The following is a 19,991-nucleotide window of genomic DNA, read 5'->3' on the forward strand; positions in this document are numbered from 1 at the left end:
AAGCCGTATGGTCTGTCGGGGGTCGAGCCAACCGGAATACCGGACCGCGTGGTCTCAGACCAGCAAACGACACGAGATGAAGGTGCGAAACATTGATTCGTCGACATGTCCGGAACGGCCGGCGCGGGGCGCGAGCCGCCGCCCTCCTCGCCGCCACAGCGGTTCTCACCGGTCTGATGACCGGTGTCGGCGGCGGTTCCGCCTCCGCTGACCCGATCATCGACGGCAAGAAGCTGCTGGCCGACCCGGTCTCGGCGGACGGTTCGAAGATCACCAAGGCCGAGATGAAGGACGACCGGAACATCCGGCTCTACGTCTACTCCGCGGCCATGAGCGCCACCTACCCGGTCGATGTGCAGCGCCCCGCCGACACCTCGGTCCCGCGCCCGACCCTGTACCTGCTCAATGGCGCCGGCGGCGGTCAGGACGACGCCTCCTGGGTGAAGAAGACCAATATCGTCAACGGCTTCCTCGGCGACAAGAACGTCAACGTGGTCCAGCCCATCGGCGGCAAGTGGTCCTACTACCAGGACTGGAACAACGACGACCCGACCCTGGGCCGCAACAAGTGGACCACCTTCTTCAGCGAGGAACTGCCCCCGCTGATCGACGCCGCGCTCGGCACCAACGGCGTCAACGCCATCGCCGGCATCTCCACCTCGGGCACCACCGTGCTCACCCTGGCCGAGGCCAAGCCGGACCTGTACAAGTCCGTCGCCGCCTACTCCGGCTGCGCCCAGATGGCCGACCCGCAGGGTCAGGAGTTCATGCGCCTGACCGTCGAGACCTGGGGCGGCGGCAAGCTGGAGAACATGTACGGCCCGGCGAACTCGCCCGACTGGGCGGCCCACGACCCGGTCATCAACGCGGACAAGCTGCGCGGCATCAACCTCTACATCTCCTCCGGTAGCGGTCTGCCCGGCCAGTACGACACTCTGAACGGCCCCTACGCGCTGGCCGGCTCCTACGGCCTGGCCAACCAGATGATCATCGGTGGCGTCATCGAGGCGGGCACCAACTTCTGCAGCCACAACCTCGCGAACAAGCTGAACTCGCTGGGCATCCCGGCGACCTACAACTTCCGGCCGACCGGTACCCACTCGTGGGGCTACTGGAACGACGAGTTCATCGCGTCGTGGCCGCTGCTCGCCCAGGGTCTCGGCATCTAGAGACCCACGCGCACAACGTGATACGGCCCGGCACCGGAAGGTGCCGGGCCGTTCGCCATTATGGCTGTGGTCACAGGGTGCACGGAAGGGCTAAACAAAAAGTTCGGGAACCCGTAAACTCATCTTGTGAGTACCAGCGTGGCCGATAAGAGCAGCACCCCGTTCCAGCGAGCGCGGTCGGCCAGTGTGCTGCTGGGCCCCGCCTTCGTCGCCGCGATCGCCTATGTCGATCCCGGCAATGTCGCCTCCAATATCAGCGCCGGCGCCCAATACGGCTATCTGCTCGTCTGGGTCGTGGTGATGGCCAACATCATGGCCGGGCTGGTGCAGTTCCTGTCCGCGAAACTCGGCCTGGTGACCGGCCGCTCCCTCCCGGAAGTGGTGCGCGCCAAGGCCGGTCGCTGGGTGCGGCTCAGCTACTGGGCCCAGGCCGAGACCGTCGCGGTGGCAACCGATCTCGCCGAGGTCGTCGGCGGCGCCATCGCGCTCAACCTGCTCTTCGGGCTACCGCTCATGGTCGGCGGCATCATCACCGGCTTCGTGTCGATGATCCTGCTGCTCATCCAGAACCATCGCGGGCAACGGCCCTTCGAACGCGTCATCACCGGACTGCTCGGCATCATCGCCATCGGATTCCTTGCCTCCGTGGTCATCTCACCGCCCTCCGCGTCCGGCACCGTCGGCGGCCTGGTGCCCCGCTTCGCCGACTCCGGCAGCGTGCTGCTGGCCGCCGCCATGATCGGCGCGACCGTCATGCCGCACGTGGTCTACCTGCACTCCGGCATGGCTCGCGACCGGCACGGGCATCCCGAGGTCGGCGCGGCCCGAAATCGCCTGCTGCGCATCACCCGCTACGACGTCGCCCTGGCCATGCTGCTCGCGGGCACCGTGAACCTGGCCATGCTGCTCATGGCCGCCAAGACCCTGCGCGGCCGCGACGGCGTCGACACCATCGAGGGCGCGCACGCCGCGGTGCAGGACGTACTCGGCCCCGTCGCGGGACTGCTGCTCGCGGTCGGATTGCTCGCCTCCGGGCTGGCGTCCACCTCGGTCGGGGCCTACGCGGGCGCGATGATCATGCAGGGCCTGCTGCACCGGCACGTTCCGCTGGTGGTGCGCCGCGTGATCACGCTGATCCCCGCCCTGGTGGTGCTCGCCATCGGCATCGATCCCACGCGGGCACTGATCATCTCGCAGGTGGTGCTGTCGTTCGGAATCCCGTTCGCGCTCATCCCGCTGGTCCGGTTCACCAGCGACCCGGAACTCATGGGGGAGAATGTCAATCACCGTGTCACCACCGGATTGGCCTGGCTGGTGGCCGCGATCATCACCACGCTCAACGTGGTGCTGATCTACCTGACGGCCACCGGAAAGGGCTGACGCCGGGCGTTATTCGGCGAAGACGGCCTTGCGCTTCTGGAGCATGGCCGCCGCGCCCTCGGCGAAATCGTCGGAGCCCAGCAGTTCGCACTGGCCGGACTTCTCGGCGTCCAGGGCGGCTTCCAGCGAGGTCAGCGCCGCCGCGTTGAGAGCGCGCTTGGTGAGCTCCAGCGCCCGGCGCGGGCCGTGCGCCAGCTTGGCGATCACCGCCTCCACCTTGGCGTCCAGTTCCTCGTCGGAGTACACGCCCGCGATCAGGCTGTGCTCCAGGGCCTTCCGGGCCGGGAGCCGCTCGCCCAGCAGCGCCATCTCGGCGGCCAGCGGACGTCCGGCCGCGGCCGCCACCAGCGCCGCCGCCCCGCCGTCGGGCATCAGGCCGATATTGATGAAGGCCAGCAGCAGGTAGGAGTCCTCGGCGGCGTAGGTGAGATCGGCGGCCAGCGCGAACGCCACGCCCACCCCGGCGGCCGCGCCCTTGACCCGGGCGATGACCGGGATCGGCGCGTCCACGATGGCGCGGATCATCCGGTTGGCCACGTCCATGGTCATCTCGGGGGTGATGCCGCGGGCCTTCTCCGCCGGGGCGGAGGACAGATCGGCGCCGGTGCAGAAGTCGCCGCCCTCACCGGTCAGCACGATGACCCGCACGGCCGGATCCGCGGAGGCCGCGAGCACGGCGTCGCCCAGGCCCTCCATGGTGTCGTAGCTGAGCGCGTTCTTGCGCTTGGGATTGGTGATGGTGATGCGCAGGACGCGCCCGTCCCTGATCGCGGTGTACCCCGGCGTGCTCGTGGTCATCGGGCGCTCCCCAGATATATATGCGGCCTGGCCGCAGGCTGTGTGTTCGGCTTTGCGAATTGTGGTTAACTTAGGAGCGTTCGTCCGGCACTGTCAACAGCCGGAGTCATCGAGAAGGAGAAACTGTATGGTCGCCGATCGCAGCGAGGCCGCCCTCGCTACCGGGCGACCGGCCGGTACTCCGGACGGGGAATCCGGCCCCCGCCGCCGCCCCAAGAACCGCAAGGCGCAAATCGTGCGAGTAGCGGCGCGAGCCTTCGCCGAACGCGGATACCACCCGGTCGGCGTCGACGAGATCGCGGCCGAGGTGGGCATTTCCGGCCCCGCCCTCTACCGCCACTTCCGCAACAAGTACGCGCTGCTGGTCGCCGCCGCCGAAATGGGCGCGCAGCAATTGCTCGACGCCGCCAAGGCCGCCGACAATCCCGGCCTGGAACCGGAACCGCGACTCACCGCGCTGATCCGCGGCGTCGCCGAGTACACCATCGACGTGCGCCGCGAGGGCGGCCTGTACCGGTGGGAACGCCGCTACCTGGAACGCGAGGACCGCGCCCGCATCCGGGTCATCTACACCGAACTGCACGACACCGTCGCCGCCGCCATCGCCGCGCTCTACCCCGACGCCGATCCGGCCGACACCCAGCTGCGGGCCGCCGCCCTGCTCAGCGCCATCGGATCCATCACCGCGCACCGCACCGCGCTGTCCACCACCCGGCTGGTCAACCTGCTCACCGAGATCTGCTGGGACATCCTGCGCGCCGACCTGCCGCCCGCGCCCGCCCCGGTCACCGGTGAGCCGCTGGTGCGCGGCCTGCCCGTCATCTCCAAGCGCGAGCAGCTGCTCACCGAGGCCATCCGCATCTTCGGACGGCAGGGCTATCACGAGGCCAGCATCGAGGAGATCGGCGCGGCCGCGGGCATCAACGCCTCCAGCGTCTACCGCTACTTCGCCAGCAAGTCCGACCTGCTCGCCGCCGCCTTCAACCGCACCGGCGAACGCGTCGCCATCGCCAACAACGAGGCTCTCGCCGAGGCCACCAGCCGCTCCGACGCCGCTGTGCGGATCGCGGACCGCTTCGCCCGCATGACCTTCGCCATGCCGGAGATCCTGCCGGTCTACTTCTCCGAATTCTCCAATCTGCCCGCCTCCGAACAGCATCGGCTGCGCTCGGTGCAGCGGCAGAACGTCCTGGAATGGGCGAACCTGCTCGACGGCGACCAGGTCGAGGCCCGCTTCCGGGTGCACGCCGCCATCGCCCAGGTCATCGACGTGGGCCGGCGCATCCGCTTCGACGGGCGGCCGGAGAACCTGGCCCGGGTGAGCGCGCTCATGCGCGCGGTGCTGCTGGGCGCGCCCGCCGCCGAATAGATCCGGCGAACGGGTCGGGCCCACCGCCGAATCGGCTTCGGCGGCAGGCCCTCCCGAATCCTCAGACCCGGTGCCGCATCCGGAACAGCGCCCGCGCCACCCGCAAACGACGCGGATGCTTCTCGAACGTGCCCGAGGTGATCTGGTCCGGCGGGTGCTTCTCGGTGATCGTCTGCGGCCGCGTGAACTCCCGCAGCGTGCGCGGATCCCGGATCCGGCCGGGACCGTTCACGCCGTACACCGGGGCCGCGTTGACCGTGATCAGCTCACTGCGCAGCCGGGCCGCGAACTCCGGGACCGAGCGGACGTCGCGAGTGAACACCGAGACCGTGCGCGGCTTCCGATCCGCGTTCACGCGATCGGCGGCCTCGTCCATGGTGGCCACCCGATTCACCACCAGCACCGGCCCCACGGCCTCGCCGGTCACGGCGGCGCTGTTCTCGGGGACCTCGGTGAGCACGATCGGCTCGATGTAGGGCTCGCGAATCGATTCCAGACTCCCGACCACGAGCCGCGCGCCCCGGGTCACCGCGTCGCGCACCTGGCGGCGCACCACGTCGATCTGGGCGTCCACGATCATCGGCCCGTAGGAGGCGCGCCGGTCCGCCCCGGGCCGCAGCCGCCGGGCCTGATCGGCGACCAGCTCCAGGAACGGCTCGTACACCGAGTCGGCCACGTACACGCACTGCACCCCGGCCGGCTGCTGGCCCGAATTGGCCATGGCGCCGTACACCGCGGCGGCCGCGGCGCTGTCGAGTTTGGCGTCGACCTGGACCACCATCGACCCGCGCCCGCCCGGCTCGATGACCAGGGGCGTGGACGCCTCGGCGGCCAGCGCGGCCACCTCGCGCGCCCCCGCGCCCGACCCGGCGTAGGCGAGCTTGTCCAACGGCGCCCGGCACAGGGCGGCGGCGGTCCCGCTGTCGCCGGTGACCACCTGCAGCACCGGCTGATTCGGGGCCAGGTGATTCCAGGTGTCGGCCAGCCACGCGCCCACGCCGGGCGTGAGTTCGCTGGGCTTGAACACCACCGCGTTGCCCGACGCCATCGCGCTGGCGATCGAATTCATCGGGGTGAGAACGGGATTGTGCCAGGGCCCCAGTACGCCGACCACACCCAGCGGCAGGTAGCCGATGGTTCCGGTCGGTTCGCGGCGCAGCGTGGCGCCCAGCCGGGTGGTGCGGCCCAGCGTCCGTTCGGCATGTCGCGCAACCCAATCCAGATGCTCGACGGCCAGGGTGACCTCGATGGCCGCGTCGATGCGCGGCTTGCCGGTCTCGCGGCTGATCAGCTCCACCAGGTCGCGGGTGCCGCGGGCCAGGCTGCGTTTCCAATCCAGCAGCCACCGTTTGCGGGCGTCGAATCCCAGTGCCGCCCACCATTGTTCGGCGCTGCGGGCGGAGCGCACGGTGCGGGTCAGTTCGCCCGCCCCCATACCTGCGTATTCGCCCACGACTTCCCCGGTTCTGGGGTCGTAGGACGTGAGTACCGTGGATCTGCGCGCGCCGGCGCGTCCTGCTGCCGGCTGCGCCGACTCGGCCATGGTCAACCTCTCGTGGCCTGTGAATGTCTCTCCCCGCCAAGGCCAGACTATGGTTCGAGGCGCAGATGCGACAAGGTAGCGAAATCGCCGCATACCGCCCGGTCTGCGCCTGGATCAGCGGCTATTCGGCGAGCTCGTGGTTTGTGACCAAGGGCACAGTTTGAAATTCGCTGCTTCGGCAAAGAAACGGCCTGCCGGGCGGCACGCCGGTAACATCACGGCCGGCGGTGTGGATCATCCCGGCGGGCGGTAACTACCTCCGCCGCGCGATGTGGGGACCCGCCGCCCCGGGGCGACATCGTTCAGCCCGACCAGCCGATAGTGGAGAGTTGATGCCCAGCTTGGACAGACCGGAACCCGTAGCAGCCGACGATCCGGCCGTTTTCGTCGAAGACATTCGCAAGTCCTTCGGCGATGTGCACGCGCTGCAAGGGGTCAGCTTCACCGCCGCCCGCGGCCAGGTCCTCGGCATCCTCGGCCCCAACGGGGCGGGCAAGACCACCACGGTCAAGATCCTGTCCACCCTGCTGCGCCCGGACTCCGGCGTCGCCCGCATCGCCGGGCACGACGTCCGCACCGATCCTGCCGCCGTGCGCCGGTCCATCATGATGACCGGCCAGTACGCCGCCCTCGACGAGAACCTCTCGGGCCGCGAGAACCTCGAGCTCTTCGGCCGCCTCATGGGCCTGCCCCGCAAGGCAGCCCGGCAGCGCGCCGACAACCTGCTCGAGGAATTCGACCTCACCGGCGCCGGCCGCCGCGCGGTCCGGCACTACTCCGGCGGTATGCGCCGCCGCGTCGACATCGCCTGCGGCCTCGTGGTCCGGCCCGAGGTGGTGTTCCTCGACGAACCCACCACCGGCCTGGATCCCCGCTCGCGCCAGGGCGTCTGGGACCTCGTCACCGCGCTCAAGACCCAGGGCATCACCGTCCTGCTGACCACGCAGTACCTCGAAGAGGCCGACGTGCTCAGCGACAACATCATCGTCATCGACAAGGGCACGGTCATCGCCGAAGGCACCGCCGACGCCCTCAAGGAGAAGACCGGCGGCAGCTACTGCGAGGTCGTGCCACTCGACCCGACCCAGCTGACCCAGGTCGCCGACGCCCTCGGCGACCTGGTGCCCGCCGCGGTCCGCGCCGAACTCTCCGGCGACCGGCTGTCCATCCCCGCCCCCGAGGGCGCGGCCACCCTCTCCGAGGCGTTGCGCCGGCTCGACAGCGCGGCCGTCAAGCTCGCCGACATCGGCCTGCGCCGCCCCTCGCTCGACGACGTCTTCCTCACCCTCACCGGACACTCCGGCACCAAGGAGACCGTCGGCGCGGAAGGCGCCGCGTGACCGCGCCCGCGGCGAACGCCGCCGATCTCTTCGCCGGGGTGCCCCCGGCCCGGCCCAACAGCTTCGCGCAGTGGCGGGCCCTGACCGGGCGCGTGGTCTGGGTGATGTTCACCAAGGGCGAGATGCTCATCGCGGTCATCGTGCCGCTGGTCTTCACCCTCGGCTTCTACCTGCCGCTGCGCTACGTGATGAAGTTCCAGGGCATCGACTACGCCCAGTTCGTCATGCCGATCATCGTGCTGCAGACCATGTCCTTCACCATGATGTCCAACGCGCAGCTGGCCGCGTTCGAAGCCATGACCGGACTCAACACCCGCATGCAGACCATGCCCATCGGCAAGATGGTGCCGCTGGTGTCGCGACTGTCCGCGGGCTTCGTCCGCTCGGTGGTCTCGCTGATCGCGGCGCTGGCCTGGGGACACCTCATCGGATTCCACTTCGTCGCCGGCTGGGGTCAGGCCGCGCTGTTCTGCGGGTTCTCCCTCGCCGTCGGCACCATCCTGGCCATCGGCGCCGACGGGCTCGGGTCGCTGACCAAGAGCCCCGAATCCCTGAGCCAGGCCCTGACCCTGCCGACCCTCATCTTCGGCATGCTGTCCTGCGGCTTCGTGCCGGAGAACGGATTCCCCGTGTGGGTGCGGCCGTTCGTGCGCAACCAGCCCATCTCGCAGTTCTCCTTCGCACTGCGCGACATGGCTCAGCACGGGGTGACCTGGAATGTGTTGTGGGTGCCGCTGGTGTGGCTGGGCGGCCTGCTGGTCGTCTTCCTGCCGCTGGCGGTCTGGGCGAGCGTGAGGCGGTCATGAGCACGGCGACCACGGCCGAGACGGCCGTCGAGGAATCCGGGAACCCGGTGACCCAATCCGATTCGTGGGCGGGGCATCAGCCGCTGCCCGTGGTGAAACCCCGCTCGGAGCGCGCGCTCTCGGTGTGGGCGCAGCAGAGCGTGATCCAGTGCAAGCGCATGCTCATCGGCTGGATGCGCGACCCCGCCACCACCATTCAGACCCTGGTCTACCCGGCCGCCACGCTGCTCATGTTCCGGATCGTGCTCGGTGACTCGATCACCATGGCCACCGGCATGCCCAGCATCTACGGCACCGTGCCGATGGTCATGCTGGTCGCGGCCATGTCCGGATCGGTGGTGAGCGCGCTCGGCTTCAAGGTGGAGAAGGCGACCGGTCTGCTCGGGCGGTTCTACACCATGCCCATCCACCGCGCCGCCGGGCTCACCGGACGACTGATGGCCGAGGCCATCCGCGTGGTGATCACCTCGCTGTTCGTGCTCGCGGTGGGCGTCGCGCTCGGCTTCCGGTTCTGGTACGGACCCGCGGCTTCGATTGCCATGCTGGCGATTCCGGTGCTGTTCGCGCTCGGATTCGCGGTGCTGGTGACGGCGCTGGCCACGCTGACCGAAGGCGTCATGCTGGTGTCGCTGGTGGGCATCATCAACACCCTGCTGATGTTCTTCAACTCCGGGTTCGTGCCGGTCTTCGCCTACCCGGTGTGGTTGCAGAAGACGGTCGAGAACCAGCCGATGAGTACGGCCATCGACGCCATGCGCGGTCTGTCCTACGACGGGCCCATCGCGACCCCGCTGTGGAAGACCGCCGCCTGGGCGATCGGCATGATCGTCGTGTTCGCCTACCCCGCCATCCGCGGGTACCGGCGCGCGGCCGAGACCGGAGCCTAGACACGACGGGAACCGGCGGGCGGACACGCCCGACCGGTTTCCCCGGGTATGACCCTCGGGTTTCGAGTGGCGTGCGTCACGTTAAGGTGGCCCCCATGTCATACCTGGTGACCGGGGCAACTGGGTTCATCGGTCGGTTTCTCGTACCCGAACTCCTGAAGCGCGACGCGGACGTTCACGTCCTGGTGCGGCCGGGCGAGGACTCGGTTCTGCGCTACAACCGCTGCCTACGCGACTGGGGCGACCGCGACCGGGTCCACCCGGTCCGCGGCGACCTCACCGCGCCGGGACTCGGCGTCGACCCGAGCTGGATTGCCGCGCACCGCGGTTCGATCGACCACGTCTTCCACCTGGCCGCCGGGTTCGACGCCACCGGTGCGGGCGGCGGCGCCCTCCGGGTGGCCGAACTCGCCGGCGCGCTGGACGCGGGACGGCTGCACCATGTTTCGACCATGCGCGTGGCCGGGGCCTGGGAGGGCGTGTTCACCGAGGACATGACCGACGTCGGCCAGTTGCTACCCACGCCCCGCCAGCGCACCATGCTGCGCGCCGAACAGGAGGTGCGCGACCAGACCGCGGTGCCCTGGCGGATCTACCGCCCGGCCATCGTGATCGGCCACTCGCGCACCGGCGAGATCGACCGCATCGACGGCCCCTACTACTTCTTCCGGCTGCTGCGCATGGCCGCGCAACTGCCGCGCATCCTGCCCGTGGTGGCGCCCCAGCTCGGTGAAACCAATATGGTGCCGGTCGATTTCGTGGCCCGCGCGCTCGACCACATCGCGCACCGAAACGGCGACGGGCCGGACACCTACCACCTGGTGGACCCGCGCGAGCAGAGCGTCGCCGAGGCCTTCAACCTCTTCGCCGACGAGGCCGGCGCCCCGCACCTGATCGAGGTGATGCCCAAGCAGACCCTCGACGTCACGCTGCGGGTGCCCGGCATGGGGTGGGCGTTGCGTCAGATCGGCATCCCGATGGAGGTCATCGAGGACTGCGAGTTCGCCTGCCGCTTCGACTCCCACAATGCCGCGGCCGCCCTCGCCGGGACCGATATCAAGGTCCCGCCGCTGGCCGCCTACGCCGGGGTGGTGTGGAAGTACTGGATCGAGAATTGGGTCTGAGGCGCGAGCCCGCGTCCGGGCTGCCGCGGCCTCAGGGCGTGTTGTCCCCGGGTAGCAGGCTGTCCGGGGGCAGCAGCAGATCGTCCAGTGCGCGGGCCCGCCCGTAATCCCAACCGACCCAGCGGTTTCGATTGGTCCAGCCGACCAGGTCGTACCGCCAGGTGAACGGCCAGGTGGTCGCGACCGTCATGAACAGCGCCGACCCCAGCGCCGAGTAGTCGTCGTGCGCCGACAGCAGGGCGCGCTGCTGCCGCGGCGGCCGGGTGAAGAACGCCTCGAACATGGCGATGGACTGCGCGGTGGTGAGCCGCCCCAGCCCGTACACGCCGCGCATGCGCATCCAATAGACCAGCCGCGCCTGCCACGGCCACAGCGCCTCGATCGGATCGTCGCCGCGCTGCACCGCGTCCAGCGCGGTGTCGACCAGCGCCAGCGAATCCGCCACGCAGTACCCGGTGATCGGATGCATCATGCCGCCGCGCGAACCGAACGGAATCACCGCGCCGCGACCGGCTTTCGGCGGCAGCTCGTCGAGCGGATAGTGGGCGGCCTCGGTCGGCTCGTCGCCGCGCAGCCGAATCCCGTGCGCCGCCAGCCGATTCAGGGTGCGCCGCCGCAACTCGTGCTGCGGCATGCCGCCGCGCAGGCCCAGGCTGGTCTCCTCGAAGATGACCGTGCCGTCGCCGAGCGGCACCGAGTACAGGAACGACGGCGGCTCGTCCGGGCCCGCGCCGTTCTCGTCGCGCCAGTCCAGCAGCAGCCCTTCACCGGCGGTGACCATGGGCGCGGCGATGTCCTCGTCCACGAAGATGCCGTGCGCGCTGGCCGTGCGGCGCGCGCCCGGCGTGGCCTGCCCGCGGGTGTCGAAGACGGTGGCCGCGCGCACCTCGGTGCCGTCGGCCAGCTCCACCCGGTGCGCCTCGACGACGCGGGCGCGACCGGTGATCACGGTGGCGTCGTCGAGCGGGAGCGCGTCGAACAGGCCCTGCTTGGACAGCACGCAGTAGGGCCGCGGAATCCGATGCTCGGTGGTGGTCCACACCGCGGGCGCCTCGATCCGGCTGGCGATGGCGCTGTGCGAAAGCCACTGCGGCAGTTCGTCCACCCAGCAGGAGAAGGTCGGGGCCCACAGCCGCGTCGGCCGCGGATCCACCGCGACCACCCGCAGGCCCGCCACCATGGCGCGGTGCGCCAATGCCCGCCCGGTGGGACCGAGCCCCACCACACACACGTCGGCGGCCCTGCCGACCTCCCGGCCACTCATACCCGCATTCAAACAGCCGGGACCCCGTGCCCGCCAGGTCGGTCCCGACTTCGCACCCCTATTACTTGGGCGTCACCCAAGTGGTGATGTCGGCGTGCACGACCTCGAGCCCGGACCGGTCGTAGATCGACACCGGCACCACGAGTTCGCGCCCCTCGGTGATCTGCGCGAAGTCCGGCACCTCGTCCAGTTTCGCGACCGCCCGCAGGCCGGAGTTGGCCTTGGCCAGGTACTGCACGTTCATGGCCTTGGGAATCCAGCGGTGGGTGTCGGGCACGGTGGCCTCGGACAGCATCCCCATCGCCACCTCGGCCAGGTTGCACGCCGCGATGGCGTGGAAGGTCCCCAGGTGATTGTGGATGCCGAACCACTTGGGCGCGGTCACCTCGCACAGTCCCGGTTCCAGCCGCACCACGCTCGGCAGCACGGTGCCGAAGTACGGCACCCGGGCCACCATGCCGAGCGAGAACAGCGTGTGCCCGATCCGGTTGTCCGGAAGCTTCTTCCACCCGCGATACGTAGCGGTCTCTTTACCCATGGTCCGAATCTTACTCAAAAGTAAGTTCCACGGAAGTGTCGTGTCGTATAGGTCATCGGATCGGTCGGCGGATTGCCTCGTCGCGCGAAACCAACCGGTTGCCAGTTATCTGGGAAGGCTGCGCCGCGGGCGCGGCTGGGAGCCGGTGCCGCTCGGCCCGGCTATCGGGGACAAACAGGAGCTCTCGACATCATGCGTATTCGCAACGCGGTGGCCACCGTCGGCATCGCACTCGCGGGGGCGGCCGCCGCCACCGCATCCGCCGGCTCGGCCGCCGCCTTCACGCCGTACTCCAACCCGGGTGAGGGCATCTTCCTCGGCGTGGACCTGACCCACGACGAGACCGTGGCCCTGTCCAACAGCTGGATCCCGGCGGCCATCACCCAGATCAACGGCGGTCACAATATGATCGCCCCCGATCCGACCTACTCCGATCTGGTGGTCGACGGCCGCCCGCACGGGAGCATGACCCAGGTCGTCGGCGAGGCCGCCGACGTTCCGGGCGGACAGGTCGGGCTGTACCTGGTGGATCCCGCCCGATTCCGCGGCGGCAACTTCCTGCTGATCCAGGATCTCGGCGGCTGGGACTATTACCTGCGCCACATGCACGACAACTGAGGGTGAAATGGCCGGTGCGCGAACCGAATTCCGCACCGGCCGGCGCGCGGCCCGAGCCGGGGGGCTCGACCGGGTGTGACCAGGGCCATTGGCCCGGGGGTGGGGGAGGGGGCGATTTGAAGTGGGGCGGGGCCTCGAGGCATACTGTTCGGGTTGCCCACACCGGGTTGCGTCTTTTCCGTTGGATCGGCGCTGGTGGTGGGTGAGAAAGACCCAATTTTGCACCCCGCTGATTTGCGGCGTGGGTGCGTCCGGAACACTGTTCCGAGGCTTGTAAGGATTTTGGTCCGGGGCCGAGGAATGAGCGGCGGAGCGACACGCCCGACCGCGTGGACCGGATGAACCATGACAGATGAACAGCGGCGATGGATCGGGCCTCGGGCCTCGGTCGTGTGGTGGCTGATGCGTCTTCGTGTGTTCGGCAGTGCAAATGAGGGTGGTTCGGGAGTGAAAGCTCCTGGATCACAACGCAAGCGGAGAAAAGGACACTCAGCGTGGCGGGACAGAAGATCCGCATCAGGCTCAAGGCCTACGACCATGAGGCGATCGACGCGTCCGCGCGCAAGATCGTCGAGACGGTGACCCGTACCGGTGCCCGTGTGGTCGGCCCGGTGCCGTTGCCCACCGAGAAGAACATCTACTGCGTCATCCGGTCGCCGCACAAGTACAAGGACTCGCGCGAGCACTTCGAGATGCGTACGCACAAGCGGCTTATCGACATCCTCGACCCGACGCCGAAGACGGTTGACGCCCTGATGCGTATCGACCTGCCGGCCAGCGTCGACGTCAACATTCAGTGACGGGGACTTCGAATATGACTGACAACAAGAGCCGTCCGGCCGCGGGCATCCTGGGCACCAAGCTCGGCATGACCCAGGTCTTCGACGAGAAGAACCGCGTCGTTCCCGTGACCGTCATCAAGGCGGGCCCGAACGTCGTTACCCAGATCCGTACCCAGGAGCGCGACGGCTACGCCGCCATCCAGGTCGCGTACGGCGCCATCGACCCCCGCAAGGTGAACAAGCCGGTTTCCGGTCAGTTCGCCAAGGCCGGTGTCACCCCTCGCCGCCACATCGCCGAGCTGCGCGTCGCCGACGCCGCCGCCTTCGAGGTCGGCCAGGAGATCAACGCGGATGCCTTCGAAGAGGGCAGCTACGTCGACGTGACCGGCACCTCCAAGGGCAAGGGCTTCGCGGGCACCATGAAGCGCCACGGTTTCCGTGGTCAGGGTGCCTCGCACGGTGCGCAGGCCGTGCACCGTCGTCCGGGTTCCATCGGTGGTTGCTCCACCCCGGGCCGTGTCTTCAAGGGCATGCGCATGTCGGGCCGCATGGGTAACGACCGCGTCACCACGCAGAACCTCTCGGTCCACAAGGTGGACGCCGAGAACGGCCTGCTGCTGATCAAGGGCGCGATCCCGGGCCGCACCGGCGGCATCGTGATCGTCAAGAGTGCAGTGAAGGGTGGTGCCCGGGCATGAGCACCGAGACCAAGACCAACCTGACGCTCACGGTCAAGGCCGCTGGCGGCAAGACCGAGGGCACCGTCGAGCTCCCCGCGGAGATCTTCGACGTGACCGCGAACATCGCGTTGATGCACCAGGTCGTCGTGGCCCAGCAGGCCGCGGCTCGCCAGGGCACGCACGCCACCAAGACCCGCGGCATGGTCCGCGGTGGTGGCAAGAAGCCGTACCGCCAGAAGGGCACCGGCCGTGCGCGCCAGGGTTCGACCCGTGCGCCGCAGTTCGCCGGCGGTGGCACCGTCCACGGCCCGCAGCCGCGTGACTACACCCAGCGTCTGCCCAAGAAGATGAAGGTCGCCGCGCTGCGTGGCGCTCTGTCGGACCGGGCTCGCAACGAGCGCATCCACGTGATCACCGAGCTGGTGGCGGGTCAGACCCCGTCGACCAAGGCGGCCAAGTCCTTCCTCGCCGAGCTGTCGGAGCGGAAGAACATCCTGGTCGTCGTCGGCCGTGAAGATGTCACCACGTGGAAGAGCGTGGCGAACCTGCAGGGTGTGCACCCGATCGCCCCCGACCAGCTGAACACCTACGACGTTCTCAAGAGCGACGAAATCGTGTTCTCGGTCGAGGCGCTCAACGCCTTCGTGCACGGCCCCGCCGAAGCTGCACAGGAGGAGAGCAAGTGACCACCATCGCCGACCCGCGCGACATTCTGCTGGCGCCGGTGATCTCCGAGAAGTCCTACGGACTGATCGAGGAGGGCACCTACACCTTCATCGTGCACCCGGATTCGAACAAGACGCAGATCAAGATTGCTGTCGAGAAGGTTTTCGGCGTCAAGGTGACCAGCGTCAACACCGCCAACCGTCAGGGCAAGCGCAAGCGGACCCGCTTCGGTTACGGCACGCGTAAGAGCACCAAGCGCGCGCTCGTCACCATCTCGGCCGACAGCAAGCCCATCGAGATCTTCGGAGGCCCGGTCGCGTAAGCGGCGGGGACTTCAGAAAGGCAGAAGAACTCATGGCAATTCGTAAGTACAAGCCGACAACCCCGGGTCGCCGCGGTGCCTCGGTCTCGGATTTCGCCGAGATCACCCGCTCGACCCCCGAGAAGTCGCTGCTGCGTCCGCTCACCAAGACCGGTGGCCGTAACGCGCAGGGTCGCATCACCACCCGTCACAAGGGTGGCGGTCACAAGCGCGCCTACCGTCTGATCGACTTCCGTCGTCTGGACAAGGACGGCATCCCGGCCAAGGTCGCTCACATCGAGTACGACCCGAACCGCACCGCCAACATCGCGCTGCTGCACTTCGCCGACGGCGAGAAGCGCTACATCATCGCGCCCAAGGGCATCGCCCAGGGCACGAAGATCGAGTCGGGCCCCGGCGCCGACATCAAGCCCGGCAACAACCTGCCGCTGCGTTCGATCCCGACCGGTACCACGGTTCACGCCGTGGAGCTGCGTCCGGGTGGTGGCGCCAAGCTGGCTCGTGCCGCGGGCATGTCCATCCAGCTGCTGGGTAAGGAAGGCGCCTACGCCGTCCTGCGTATGCCCTCCGGTGAGATCCGTCGTGTCGATGTGCGCTGCCGCGCCACCATCGGCGAGGTCGGCAACGCCGAGCAGTCGAACATCAACTGGGGTAAGGCCGGCCGTATGCGGTGGAAGGGCGTTCGCCCGACCGTCCGTGGTGTGGTCATGAACCCGGTCGACCACCCGCACGGTGGTGGTGAGGGTAAGACCTCCGGTGGTCGCCACCCGGTCTCCCCGTGGGGCAAGCCCGAGGGCCGCACCCGTAAGCCCAACCGTCCCAGCGACAAGCTCATCGTCCGCCGCCGCGGCAAGAAGCGTTAAGGAGGAGGTTAGACATGCCACGCAGCCTGAAGAAGGGCCCGTTCGTCGACGAACACCTCCTCAAGAAGGTGGACGTCCAGAACGAGAAGGGCACGAAGCAGGTCATCAAGACCTGGTCGCGTCGTTCCACCATCATCCCCGATTTCATCGGCCACACGTTCTCGGTCCACGACGGCCGCAAGCACGTGCCGGTGTTCGTGTCGGAGAACATGGTTGGACACAAGCTCGGTGAATTCGCGCCGACCCGCACGTTCAAGAGCCACGTCAAGGAAGATCGGAAGAGCAAGCGGCGATGAGCACTGAAACTCAGAACCCGACCGCGCGCGCGACCGCCAAGCACGTTCGCGTGACGCCGATGAAGGCGCGTCGCGTCGTGGACCTGGTCCGTGGCCGTAGCGTGCAGGACGCGCTGAACATCCTGAAGTTCGCGCCGCAGGCCGCGAGCGAGCCGGTTGCGAAGGTTGTCGCCTCGGCGGCGGCCAACGCCGAGAACAACCTCGGCCTCAACCCGGCCACCCTCGTCATCTCGACCGCGTTCGTCGACGAGGGCGCGACCATGAAGCGTTTCCAGCCGCGTGCCCAGGGCCGCGCGTTCCGGATCCGCAAGCGCACCAGCCACATCACCATCGAGGTCGAGAGCGTGCCCACCGCCGGCGCTGCCACTCGTAGCCGCCGGAAGGGAGGGGCAAAGTAAATGGGACAGAAGATCAATCCCCATGGCTTCCGCCTCGGTATCACCACCGACTGGAAGTCGCGTTGGTACGCGGACAAGCAGTACGCGGACTACGTGAAGGAAGACGTCGCGATCCGCAAGCTCCTCGCCACCGGCATGGAGCGGGCCGGCATCTCGAAGGTCGAGATCGAGCGCACCCGTGACCGCGTGCGTGTGGACATCCACACCGCGCGCCCGGGCATCGTGATCGGCCGTCGTGGCGCCGAGGCCGACCGCATTCGCGCCGAGCTGGAGAAGCTCACCAAGAAGCAGGTTCAGCTGAACATCCTCGAGGTCAAGAACCCCGAGTCGGACGCTCAGCTGGTTGCTCAGGGTGTTGCCGAGCAGCTGTCCAACCGTGTGGCGTTCCGTCGCGCGATGCGCAAGGCCATCCAGTCGGCCATGCGTTCGCCGAACGTCAAGGGCATCCGTGTGCAGTGCTCGGGCCGCCTCGGTGGCGCCGAAATGTCGCGCTCGGAGTTCTACCGTGAGGGTCGGGTGCCGCTGCACACGCTGCGCGCCGACATCGATTACGGCCTGTACGAGGCGAAGACCACCTTCGGCCGCATCGGCGTGAAGGTCTGGATCTACAAGGGCGACATCGTCGGCGGCAAGCGCGAGGTCACCGCTGTGGCCCCGTCCGGCCGTGACCGTGACGACCGCCCGCGCCGCGAGCGGCCGAGCCGTCCGCGTCGTAGCGGTGCCCAGGGCACCACCGCGACCAGCACTGAGGCCGGACGCGCCGCGACTGCAGTCGCGGAGGCACCGGCAGAGAATCAGGAGGGCTGACCTATGTTGATGCCCCGCAAGGTCAAGCACCGTAAGCAGCACCACCCCGGCCGTTCCGGCATGGCGAAGGGCGGCACCGCGGTGACGTTCGGTGAGTACGGCATCCAGGCTCTCGAGCCGGCCTACGTCACCAACCGTCAGATCGAGTCGGCTCGTATCGCGATGACCCGCCACATCAAGCGTGGCGGCAAGGTCTGGATCAACATCTACCCGGACCGCCCGCTCACCAAGAAGCCGGCCGAAACCCGCATGGGTTCCGGTAAGGGTTCGCCGGAGTGGTGGATCGCGAACGTCAAGCCCGGACGCGTCATGTTCGAGCTGTCGTACCCGACCGAGGAGATCGCTCGTGAGGCCCTGCGCCGCGCGATGCACAAGCTCCCGATGAAGTGCCGGATCGTGACCAGGGAGGAGCAGTTCTGATGGCTACCGCCAACCCGACTGCAGAGCTCCGCGAGCTCGACAATGAGGCGCTCGTCGCCAAGCTGCGCGAGTCCAAGGAAGAGCTGTTCAACCTGCGCTTCCAGATGGCGACCGGTCAGTTGCAGAACAACCGCCGCCTGCGCGTGGTCCGCCACGAGATCGCGCGCATCTACACGGTCATGCGTGAGCGCGAGCTCGGCTTGGCCTCCGGTCCCGAAGGCAAGGGAGACGCCGCATGAGCGACGTAAAGGGCCCGGCCAAGACGCCGGCCAACCAGGAGGAGCGGGGCCAGCGCAAGACGCGCATCGGCTACGTCGTCTCCGACAAGATGACCAAGACCATCGTGGTCGAGCTGGAAGATCGCGTGAAGCACAAGCTTTACGGCAAGATCATCCGCACCACCTCGAAGGTGAAGGCTCACGACGAGAACGAGATCGCCGGCATCGGCGACCGCGTGCAGCTGATGGAGACCCGTCCGCTGTCCGCCACCAAGCGGTGGCGTCTGGTCGAGGTCCTGGAGAAGGCCAAGTAGCCTGCTCCATGACTTGAACCAAGTCATTGATCACCGGTCCGCTTCCCTGTGGGGAAGCGGACCGGTGTGTTTTCTGGGGAGAGTGCGGGAATCGCTTGCCATTCGGGAAGCGGTTCCTTTCTTTTTGTCCGGGTACTGGCCGGTAATGCCAAACCCTCGACGAGTGTGACCAAACTGAAACCCCATATGTCCAAATGGAATTGGCGTGTCGCCCGGCAGAAGCGTTAGCGTGTACGAGCTATGAGGGATGCTGCGACAACAACTTCCGGGGCTTGGCGGATCGACGACCGGACCGCGGTGACTTTCCGCGACGCGGCCGTGGCCTGGTCCCTGGCCGCCCACGAGGTACTGGCCGAATGTGCTTCCGGCTACGGACATTTCGTCACAGTGAACGAACTGGCCGAGCGTGTTCAGGAGATGTCGGGCATTCGCACCGACGCGCCGACCCGCACCTGGATGGACGCCATCCTGCGCAAGGTCGCGCGCCGCTGCCACAATGCCGGCGAACCGCCGCTGACCGCCCTGTGCGTCAAGCAGAATCACAAGGTCAGCGACAGCTACAAGTACGTGCTCGAGCTGGCGCACCTGCCCGTCCCGGCCGATCTCGAGGTGCACGCTGCCTACGCCCGCTGGCAGTGCTACGCCGCCTACGGCGCGGAGATCCCGACCGACGGTGGCATCCCGCCGCTGATCCCGCGCAATGGCGGCGCGCCGCGCCGGGTCACCGCCGCGGGCCCCGTCCCGGCCGCCAAGCCGGAGCCGGAGGCGCGCAAGGCCGTCTGCGTCAACTGCTTCACCGAGCTGCCCGCCAACGGCGTCTGCTACTACTGCTGACCCGAACCCCTCGCATCCTCGAAAGCCGAAGGCCCGCTCCCCGATTCGGGGGGCGGGCCTTCGGTGTTTCGTGGAGGACCGGCTACTTGGGGCCGAAGAGGTTCTTGGGCGGACGGTTGGAGGCGGCGCGGCGCGCGGCGTCCTTCTCCTTGACCCGGTCGGCTTCCTTGCGGACGGCCACCAGGTTCTCGCGTTCGCGGACCAGCCATTCCGGCGGGTCGGCGAGGAGGGCGGTGATCTCCTCGGCGGTGAGCGCGTCGGACACCCCCGCGCGGCCCAGGCCGGAGTTGGAGATGCCGAGCTTCCGGGCCACCACGTCGCGCGGGAACGGGCCGTTGGCGTACAGGTCGGTCAGCCACTGCGGCGGGTTGGCGCGCAGTTCATCGAGCTGAGCGCGGGTGATGGGTGAGCTCTGGAACTCCTCCGGGGTAGCCGGGAGGTAGATGCCGAGTTTGTTCGCCGCGGTCAGCGGCTTCATGGTCTGGGTGTTCTTGTCCGGGCTCACCGGTCCAGCGTATCGGGCGGGTGGGGAGAACCCGCTGGCCGGTGCAATAA

25 protein-coding genes are annotated in these 19,991 nt (G+C 68.3%); 20 read left to right on the plus strand and 5 right to left on the minus strand.

Going from position 1 to position 19,991, the window contains the following annotated elements; translation table 11 throughout:
* Window positions 1-176 precede the first annotated feature (176 nt).
* Window positions 177-1,169, plus strand: a complete 993-nt coding sequence (locus tag ACQP06_RS04110; protein WP_433673234.1) for an alpha/beta hydrolase — start codon at window positions 177-179, stop codon at window positions 1,167-1,169.
* Between the two features lie 138 nt (window positions 1,170-1,307).
* The gene (locus ACQP06_RS04115) at window positions 1,308-2,549 is read left to right on the plus strand and encodes an Nramp family divalent metal transporter (RefSeq protein WP_433673235.1); all 1,242 of its coding nucleotides are present in this window, start codon (window positions 1,308-1,310) and stop codon (window positions 2,547-2,549) included.
* Between the two features lie 9 nt (window positions 2,550-2,558).
* On the opposite strand, the gene ACQP06_RS04120 is transcribed toward ACQP06_RS04115, so the two are convergent.
* A complete protein-coding gene (locus ACQP06_RS04120; protein ID WP_433670601.1) occupies window positions 2,559-3,347 on the minus strand; it encodes an enoyl-CoA hydratase-related protein in 789 nt (262 codons plus the stop codon).
* A gap of 127 nt (window positions 3,348-3,474) precedes the next feature.
* Here ACQP06_RS04120 and ACQP06_RS04125 point away from each other — a divergent pair, with 127 nt between their 5' ends.
* The gene (locus ACQP06_RS04125) at window positions 3,475-4,716 is read left to right on the plus strand and encodes a TetR/AcrR family transcriptional regulator (RefSeq protein WP_433670602.1); all 1,242 of its coding nucleotides are present in this window, start codon (window positions 3,475-3,477) and stop codon (window positions 4,714-4,716) included.
* 61 nt (window positions 4,717-4,777) lie between these two features.
* Here the strand turns inward: ACQP06_RS04125 and ACQP06_RS04130 are convergent, their stop codons facing one another.
* Complete coding sequence (locus tag ACQP06_RS04130) at window positions 4,778-6,259, minus strand: aldehyde dehydrogenase family protein (RefSeq protein WP_433670603.1); 1,482 nt, start codon at window positions 6,257-6,259, stop codon at window positions 4,778-4,780.
* Window positions 6,260-6,591: 332 nt separating this feature from the next.
* On the opposite strand from ACQP06_RS04130, the gene ACQP06_RS04135 reads away from it, so the two are divergent.
* The 4 genes from ACQP06_RS04135 (at window position 6,592) to ACQP06_RS04150 (ending at window position 10,416) form a co-directional block, all read left to right on the plus strand.
* Complete coding sequence (locus ACQP06_RS04135; RefSeq protein ID WP_433670604.1) at window positions 6,592-7,599, plus strand: ATP-binding cassette domain-containing protein; 1,008 nt, start codon at window positions 6,592-6,594, stop codon at window positions 7,597-7,599.
* The gene (locus ACQP06_RS04140) at window positions 7,596-8,405 is read left to right on the plus strand and encodes an ABC transporter permease (RefSeq protein WP_433670605.1); all 810 of its coding nucleotides are present in this window, start codon (window positions 7,596-7,598) and stop codon (window positions 8,403-8,405) included. Before ACQP06_RS04135 ends, ACQP06_RS04140 begins: the two co-directional genes overlap by 4 nt.
* Complete coding sequence (locus tag ACQP06_RS04145) at window positions 8,402-9,292, plus strand: ABC transporter permease (RefSeq protein ID WP_433670606.1); 891 nt, start codon at window positions 8,402-8,404, stop codon at window positions 9,290-9,292. The genes ACQP06_RS04140 and ACQP06_RS04145 overlap by 4 nt, the downstream gene beginning before the upstream one ends.
* Window positions 9,293-9,387: 95 nt before the next feature.
* Window positions 9,388-10,416: an SDR family oxidoreductase gene (locus ACQP06_RS04150; protein ID WP_433670607.1), complete on the plus strand. Its 1,029-nt coding sequence runs from the start codon at window positions 9,388-9,390 to the stop codon at window positions 10,414-10,416.
* 31 nt (window positions 10,417-10,447) lie between these two features.
* Here the strand turns inward: ACQP06_RS04150 and ACQP06_RS04155 are convergent, their stop codons facing one another.
* Both ACQP06_RS04155 and ACQP06_RS04160 read right to left on the minus strand, forming a co-directional pair.
* Entirely contained in the window at window positions 10,448-11,680 is a 1,233-nt protein-coding gene (locus ACQP06_RS04155; protein ID WP_433670608.1) for a lycopene cyclase family protein, read from the minus strand.
* Window positions 11,681-11,741: 61 nt separating this feature from the next.
* Window positions 11,742-12,218, minus strand: coding sequence for a hotdog fold domain-containing protein (locus ACQP06_RS04160; RefSeq protein WP_379278432.1), 477 nt, complete (start codon window positions 12,216-12,218; stop codon window positions 11,742-11,744).
* Between the two features lie 192 nt (window positions 12,219-12,410).
* Here ACQP06_RS04160 and ACQP06_RS04165 point away from each other — a divergent pair, with 192 nt between their 5' ends.
* The 13 genes from ACQP06_RS04165 (at window position 12,411) to ACQP06_RS04225 (ending at window position 19,436) form a co-directional block, all read left to right on the plus strand.
* Window positions 12,411-12,836, plus strand: coding sequence for a hypothetical protein (locus ACQP06_RS04165; RefSeq protein WP_433670609.1), 426 nt, complete (start codon window positions 12,411-12,413; stop codon window positions 12,834-12,836).
* Between the two features lie 494 nt (window positions 12,837-13,330).
* On the plus strand, window positions 13,331-13,636 hold the full coding sequence (gene rpsJ / locus ACQP06_RS04170; RefSeq protein ID WP_040804197.1) for a 30S ribosomal protein S10: 306 nt from the start codon (window positions 13,331-13,333) through the stop codon (window positions 13,634-13,636).
* A gap of 14 nt (window positions 13,637-13,650) precedes the next feature.
* The gene (gene rplC / locus ACQP06_RS04175) at window positions 13,651-14,316 is read left to right on the plus strand and encodes a 50S ribosomal protein L3 (protein WP_433670610.1); all 666 of its coding nucleotides are present in this window, start codon (window positions 13,651-13,653) and stop codon (window positions 14,314-14,316) included.
* Window positions 14,313-14,984 (plus strand): 50S ribosomal protein L4, encoded by a 672-nt coding sequence (gene rplD, locus ACQP06_RS04180; protein ID WP_357089175.1) that lies wholly within the window; start codon window positions 14,313-14,315, stop codon window positions 14,982-14,984. Before rplC ends, rplD begins: the two co-directional genes overlap by 4 nt.
* The gene (gene rplW, locus ACQP06_RS04185) at window positions 14,981-15,286 is read left to right on the plus strand and encodes a 50S ribosomal protein L23 (RefSeq protein WP_067712168.1); all 306 of its coding nucleotides are present in this window, start codon (window positions 14,981-14,983) and stop codon (window positions 15,284-15,286) included. Before rplD ends, rplW begins: the two co-directional genes overlap by 4 nt.
* Before the next feature lie 32 nt (window positions 15,287-15,318).
* Entirely contained in the window at window positions 15,319-16,149 is an 831-nt protein-coding gene (gene rplB / locus ACQP06_RS04190) for a 50S ribosomal protein L2 (protein WP_067712165.1), read from the plus strand.
* A 14-nt stretch (window positions 16,150-16,163) separates the two neighbouring features.
* Window positions 16,164-16,445 carry a 30S ribosomal protein S19 gene (gene rpsS, locus ACQP06_RS04195; protein WP_019931198.1) on the plus strand — a complete coding sequence of 94 codons (282 nt, stop codon included), beginning with the start codon at window positions 16,164-16,166 and terminating at the stop codon, window positions 16,443-16,445.
* Window positions 16,442-16,843 (plus strand): 50S ribosomal protein L22, encoded by a 402-nt coding sequence (gene rplV, locus ACQP06_RS04200; RefSeq protein ID WP_213558069.1) that lies wholly within the window; start codon window positions 16,442-16,444, stop codon window positions 16,841-16,843. Before rpsS ends, rplV begins: the two co-directional genes overlap by 4 nt.
* Window positions 16,844-17,650, plus strand: coding sequence for a 30S ribosomal protein S3 (rpsC, locus tag ACQP06_RS04205; RefSeq protein WP_033091021.1), 807 nt, complete (start codon window positions 16,844-16,846; stop codon window positions 17,648-17,650).
* A gap of 3 nt (window positions 17,651-17,653) precedes the next feature.
* Window positions 17,654-18,070 (plus strand): 50S ribosomal protein L16, encoded by a 417-nt coding sequence (gene rplP / locus ACQP06_RS04210; RefSeq protein WP_213558068.1) that lies wholly within the window; start codon window positions 17,654-17,656, stop codon window positions 18,068-18,070.
* Window positions 18,070-18,309 (plus strand): 50S ribosomal protein L29, encoded by a 240-nt coding sequence (gene rpmC, locus ACQP06_RS04215; RefSeq protein WP_040804215.1) that lies wholly within the window; start codon window positions 18,070-18,072, stop codon window positions 18,307-18,309. Before rplP ends, rpmC begins: the two co-directional genes overlap by 1 nt.
* The gene (gene rpsQ, locus ACQP06_RS04220; protein ID WP_213558067.1) at window positions 18,306-18,602 is read left to right on the plus strand and encodes a 30S ribosomal protein S17; all 297 of its coding nucleotides are present in this window, start codon (window positions 18,306-18,308) and stop codon (window positions 18,600-18,602) included. The genes rpmC and rpsQ overlap by 4 nt, the downstream gene beginning before the upstream one ends.
* A gap of 240 nt (window positions 18,603-18,842) precedes the next feature.
* Window positions 18,843-19,436: a hypothetical protein gene (locus tag ACQP06_RS04225; protein WP_433670611.1), complete on the plus strand. Its 594-nt coding sequence runs from the start codon at window positions 18,843-18,845 to the stop codon at window positions 19,434-19,436.
* An 82-nt stretch (window positions 19,437-19,518) separates the two neighbouring features.
* Here the strand turns inward: ACQP06_RS04225 and ACQP06_RS04230 are convergent, their stop codons facing one another.
* Window positions 19,519-19,941: a DUF5997 family protein gene (locus ACQP06_RS04230; RefSeq protein WP_357089166.1), complete on the minus strand. Its 423-nt coding sequence runs from the start codon at window positions 19,939-19,941 to the stop codon at window positions 19,519-19,521.
* Between the last annotated feature and the right edge of the window lie 50 nt (window positions 19,942-19,991).

Origin of the sequence: Nocardia sp. CA-136227 (assembly GCF_050955695.1) — a bacterium.
Classification (GTDB): Bacteria; Actinomycetota; Actinomycetes; order Mycobacteriales; family Mycobacteriaceae; genus Nocardia.

Excerpts from the sequence above, each read along its gene's own strand:
- ACQP06_RS04125 (WP_433670602.1), top strand. The coding sequence starts at position 3,475 with ATGGTCGCCGATCGCAGCGAGGCCGCCCTCGCTACCGGGCGACCGGCC.
- ACQP06_RS04225 (WP_433670611.1), top strand. The coding sequence starts at position 18,843 with ATGAGGGATGCTGCGACAACAACTTCCGGGGCTTGGCGGATCGACGAC.
- rpsQ (WP_213558067.1), top strand. The coding sequence starts at position 18,306 with ATGAGCGACGTAAAGGGCCCGGCCAAGACGCCGGCCAACCAGGAGGAG.
- rpsC (WP_033091021.1), top strand. The coding sequence starts at position 16,844 with ATGGGACAGAAGATCAATCCCCATGGCTTCCGCCTCGGTATCACCACC.
- rpmC (WP_040804215.1), top strand. The coding sequence starts at position 18,070 with ATGGCTACCGCCAACCCGACTGCAGAGCTCCGCGAGCTCGACAATGAG.
- rplC (WP_433670610.1), top strand. The coding sequence starts at position 13,651 with ATGACTGACAACAAGAGCCGTCCGGCCGCGGGCATCCTGGGCACCAAG.
- ACQP06_RS04120 (WP_433670601.1), bottom strand. The coding sequence starts at position 3,347 with ATGACCACGAGCACGCCGGGGTACACCGCGATCAGGGACGGGCGCGTC.
- rplP (WP_213558068.1), top strand. The coding sequence starts at position 17,654 with ATGTTGATGCCCCGCAAGGTCAAGCACCGTAAGCAGCACCACCCCGGC.
- ACQP06_RS04130 (WP_433670603.1), bottom strand. The coding sequence starts at position 6,259 with ATGGCCGAGTCGGCGCAGCCGGCAGCAGGACGCGCCGGCGCGCGCAGA.
- ACQP06_RS04150 (WP_433670607.1), top strand. The coding sequence starts at position 9,388 with ATGTCATACCTGGTGACCGGGGCAACTGGGTTCATCGGTCGGTTTCTC.
- ACQP06_RS04165 (WP_433670609.1), top strand. The coding sequence starts at position 12,411 with ATGCGTATTCGCAACGCGGTGGCCACCGTCGGCATCGCACTCGCGGGG.
- ACQP06_RS04110 (WP_433673234.1), top strand. The coding sequence starts at position 177 with ATGACCGGTGTCGGCGGCGGTTCCGCCTCCGCTGACCCGATCATCGAC.
- rpsS (WP_019931198.1), top strand. The coding sequence starts at position 16,164 with ATGCCACGCAGCCTGAAGAAGGGCCCGTTCGTCGACGAACACCTCCTC.
- ACQP06_RS04160 (WP_379278432.1), bottom strand. The coding sequence starts at position 12,218 with ATGGGTAAAGAGACCGCTACGTATCGCGGGTGGAAGAAGCTTCCGGAC.
- ACQP06_RS04155 (WP_433670608.1), bottom strand. The coding sequence starts at position 11,680 with ATGAGTGGCCGGGAGGTCGGCAGGGCCGCCGACGTGTGTGTGGTGGGG.
- rplV (WP_213558069.1), top strand. The coding sequence starts at position 16,442 with ATGAGCACTGAAACTCAGAACCCGACCGCGCGCGCGACCGCCAAGCAC.
- ACQP06_RS04145 (WP_433670606.1), top strand. The coding sequence starts at position 8,402 with ATGAGCACGGCGACCACGGCCGAGACGGCCGTCGAGGAATCCGGGAAC.
- rplB (WP_067712165.1), top strand. The coding sequence starts at position 15,319 with ATGGCAATTCGTAAGTACAAGCCGACAACCCCGGGTCGCCGCGGTGCC.
- rplD (WP_357089175.1), top strand. The coding sequence starts at position 14,313 with ATGAGCACCGAGACCAAGACCAACCTGACGCTCACGGTCAAGGCCGCT.
- ACQP06_RS04135 (WP_433670604.1), top strand. The coding sequence starts at position 6,592 with ATGCCCAGCTTGGACAGACCGGAACCCGTAGCAGCCGACGATCCGGCC.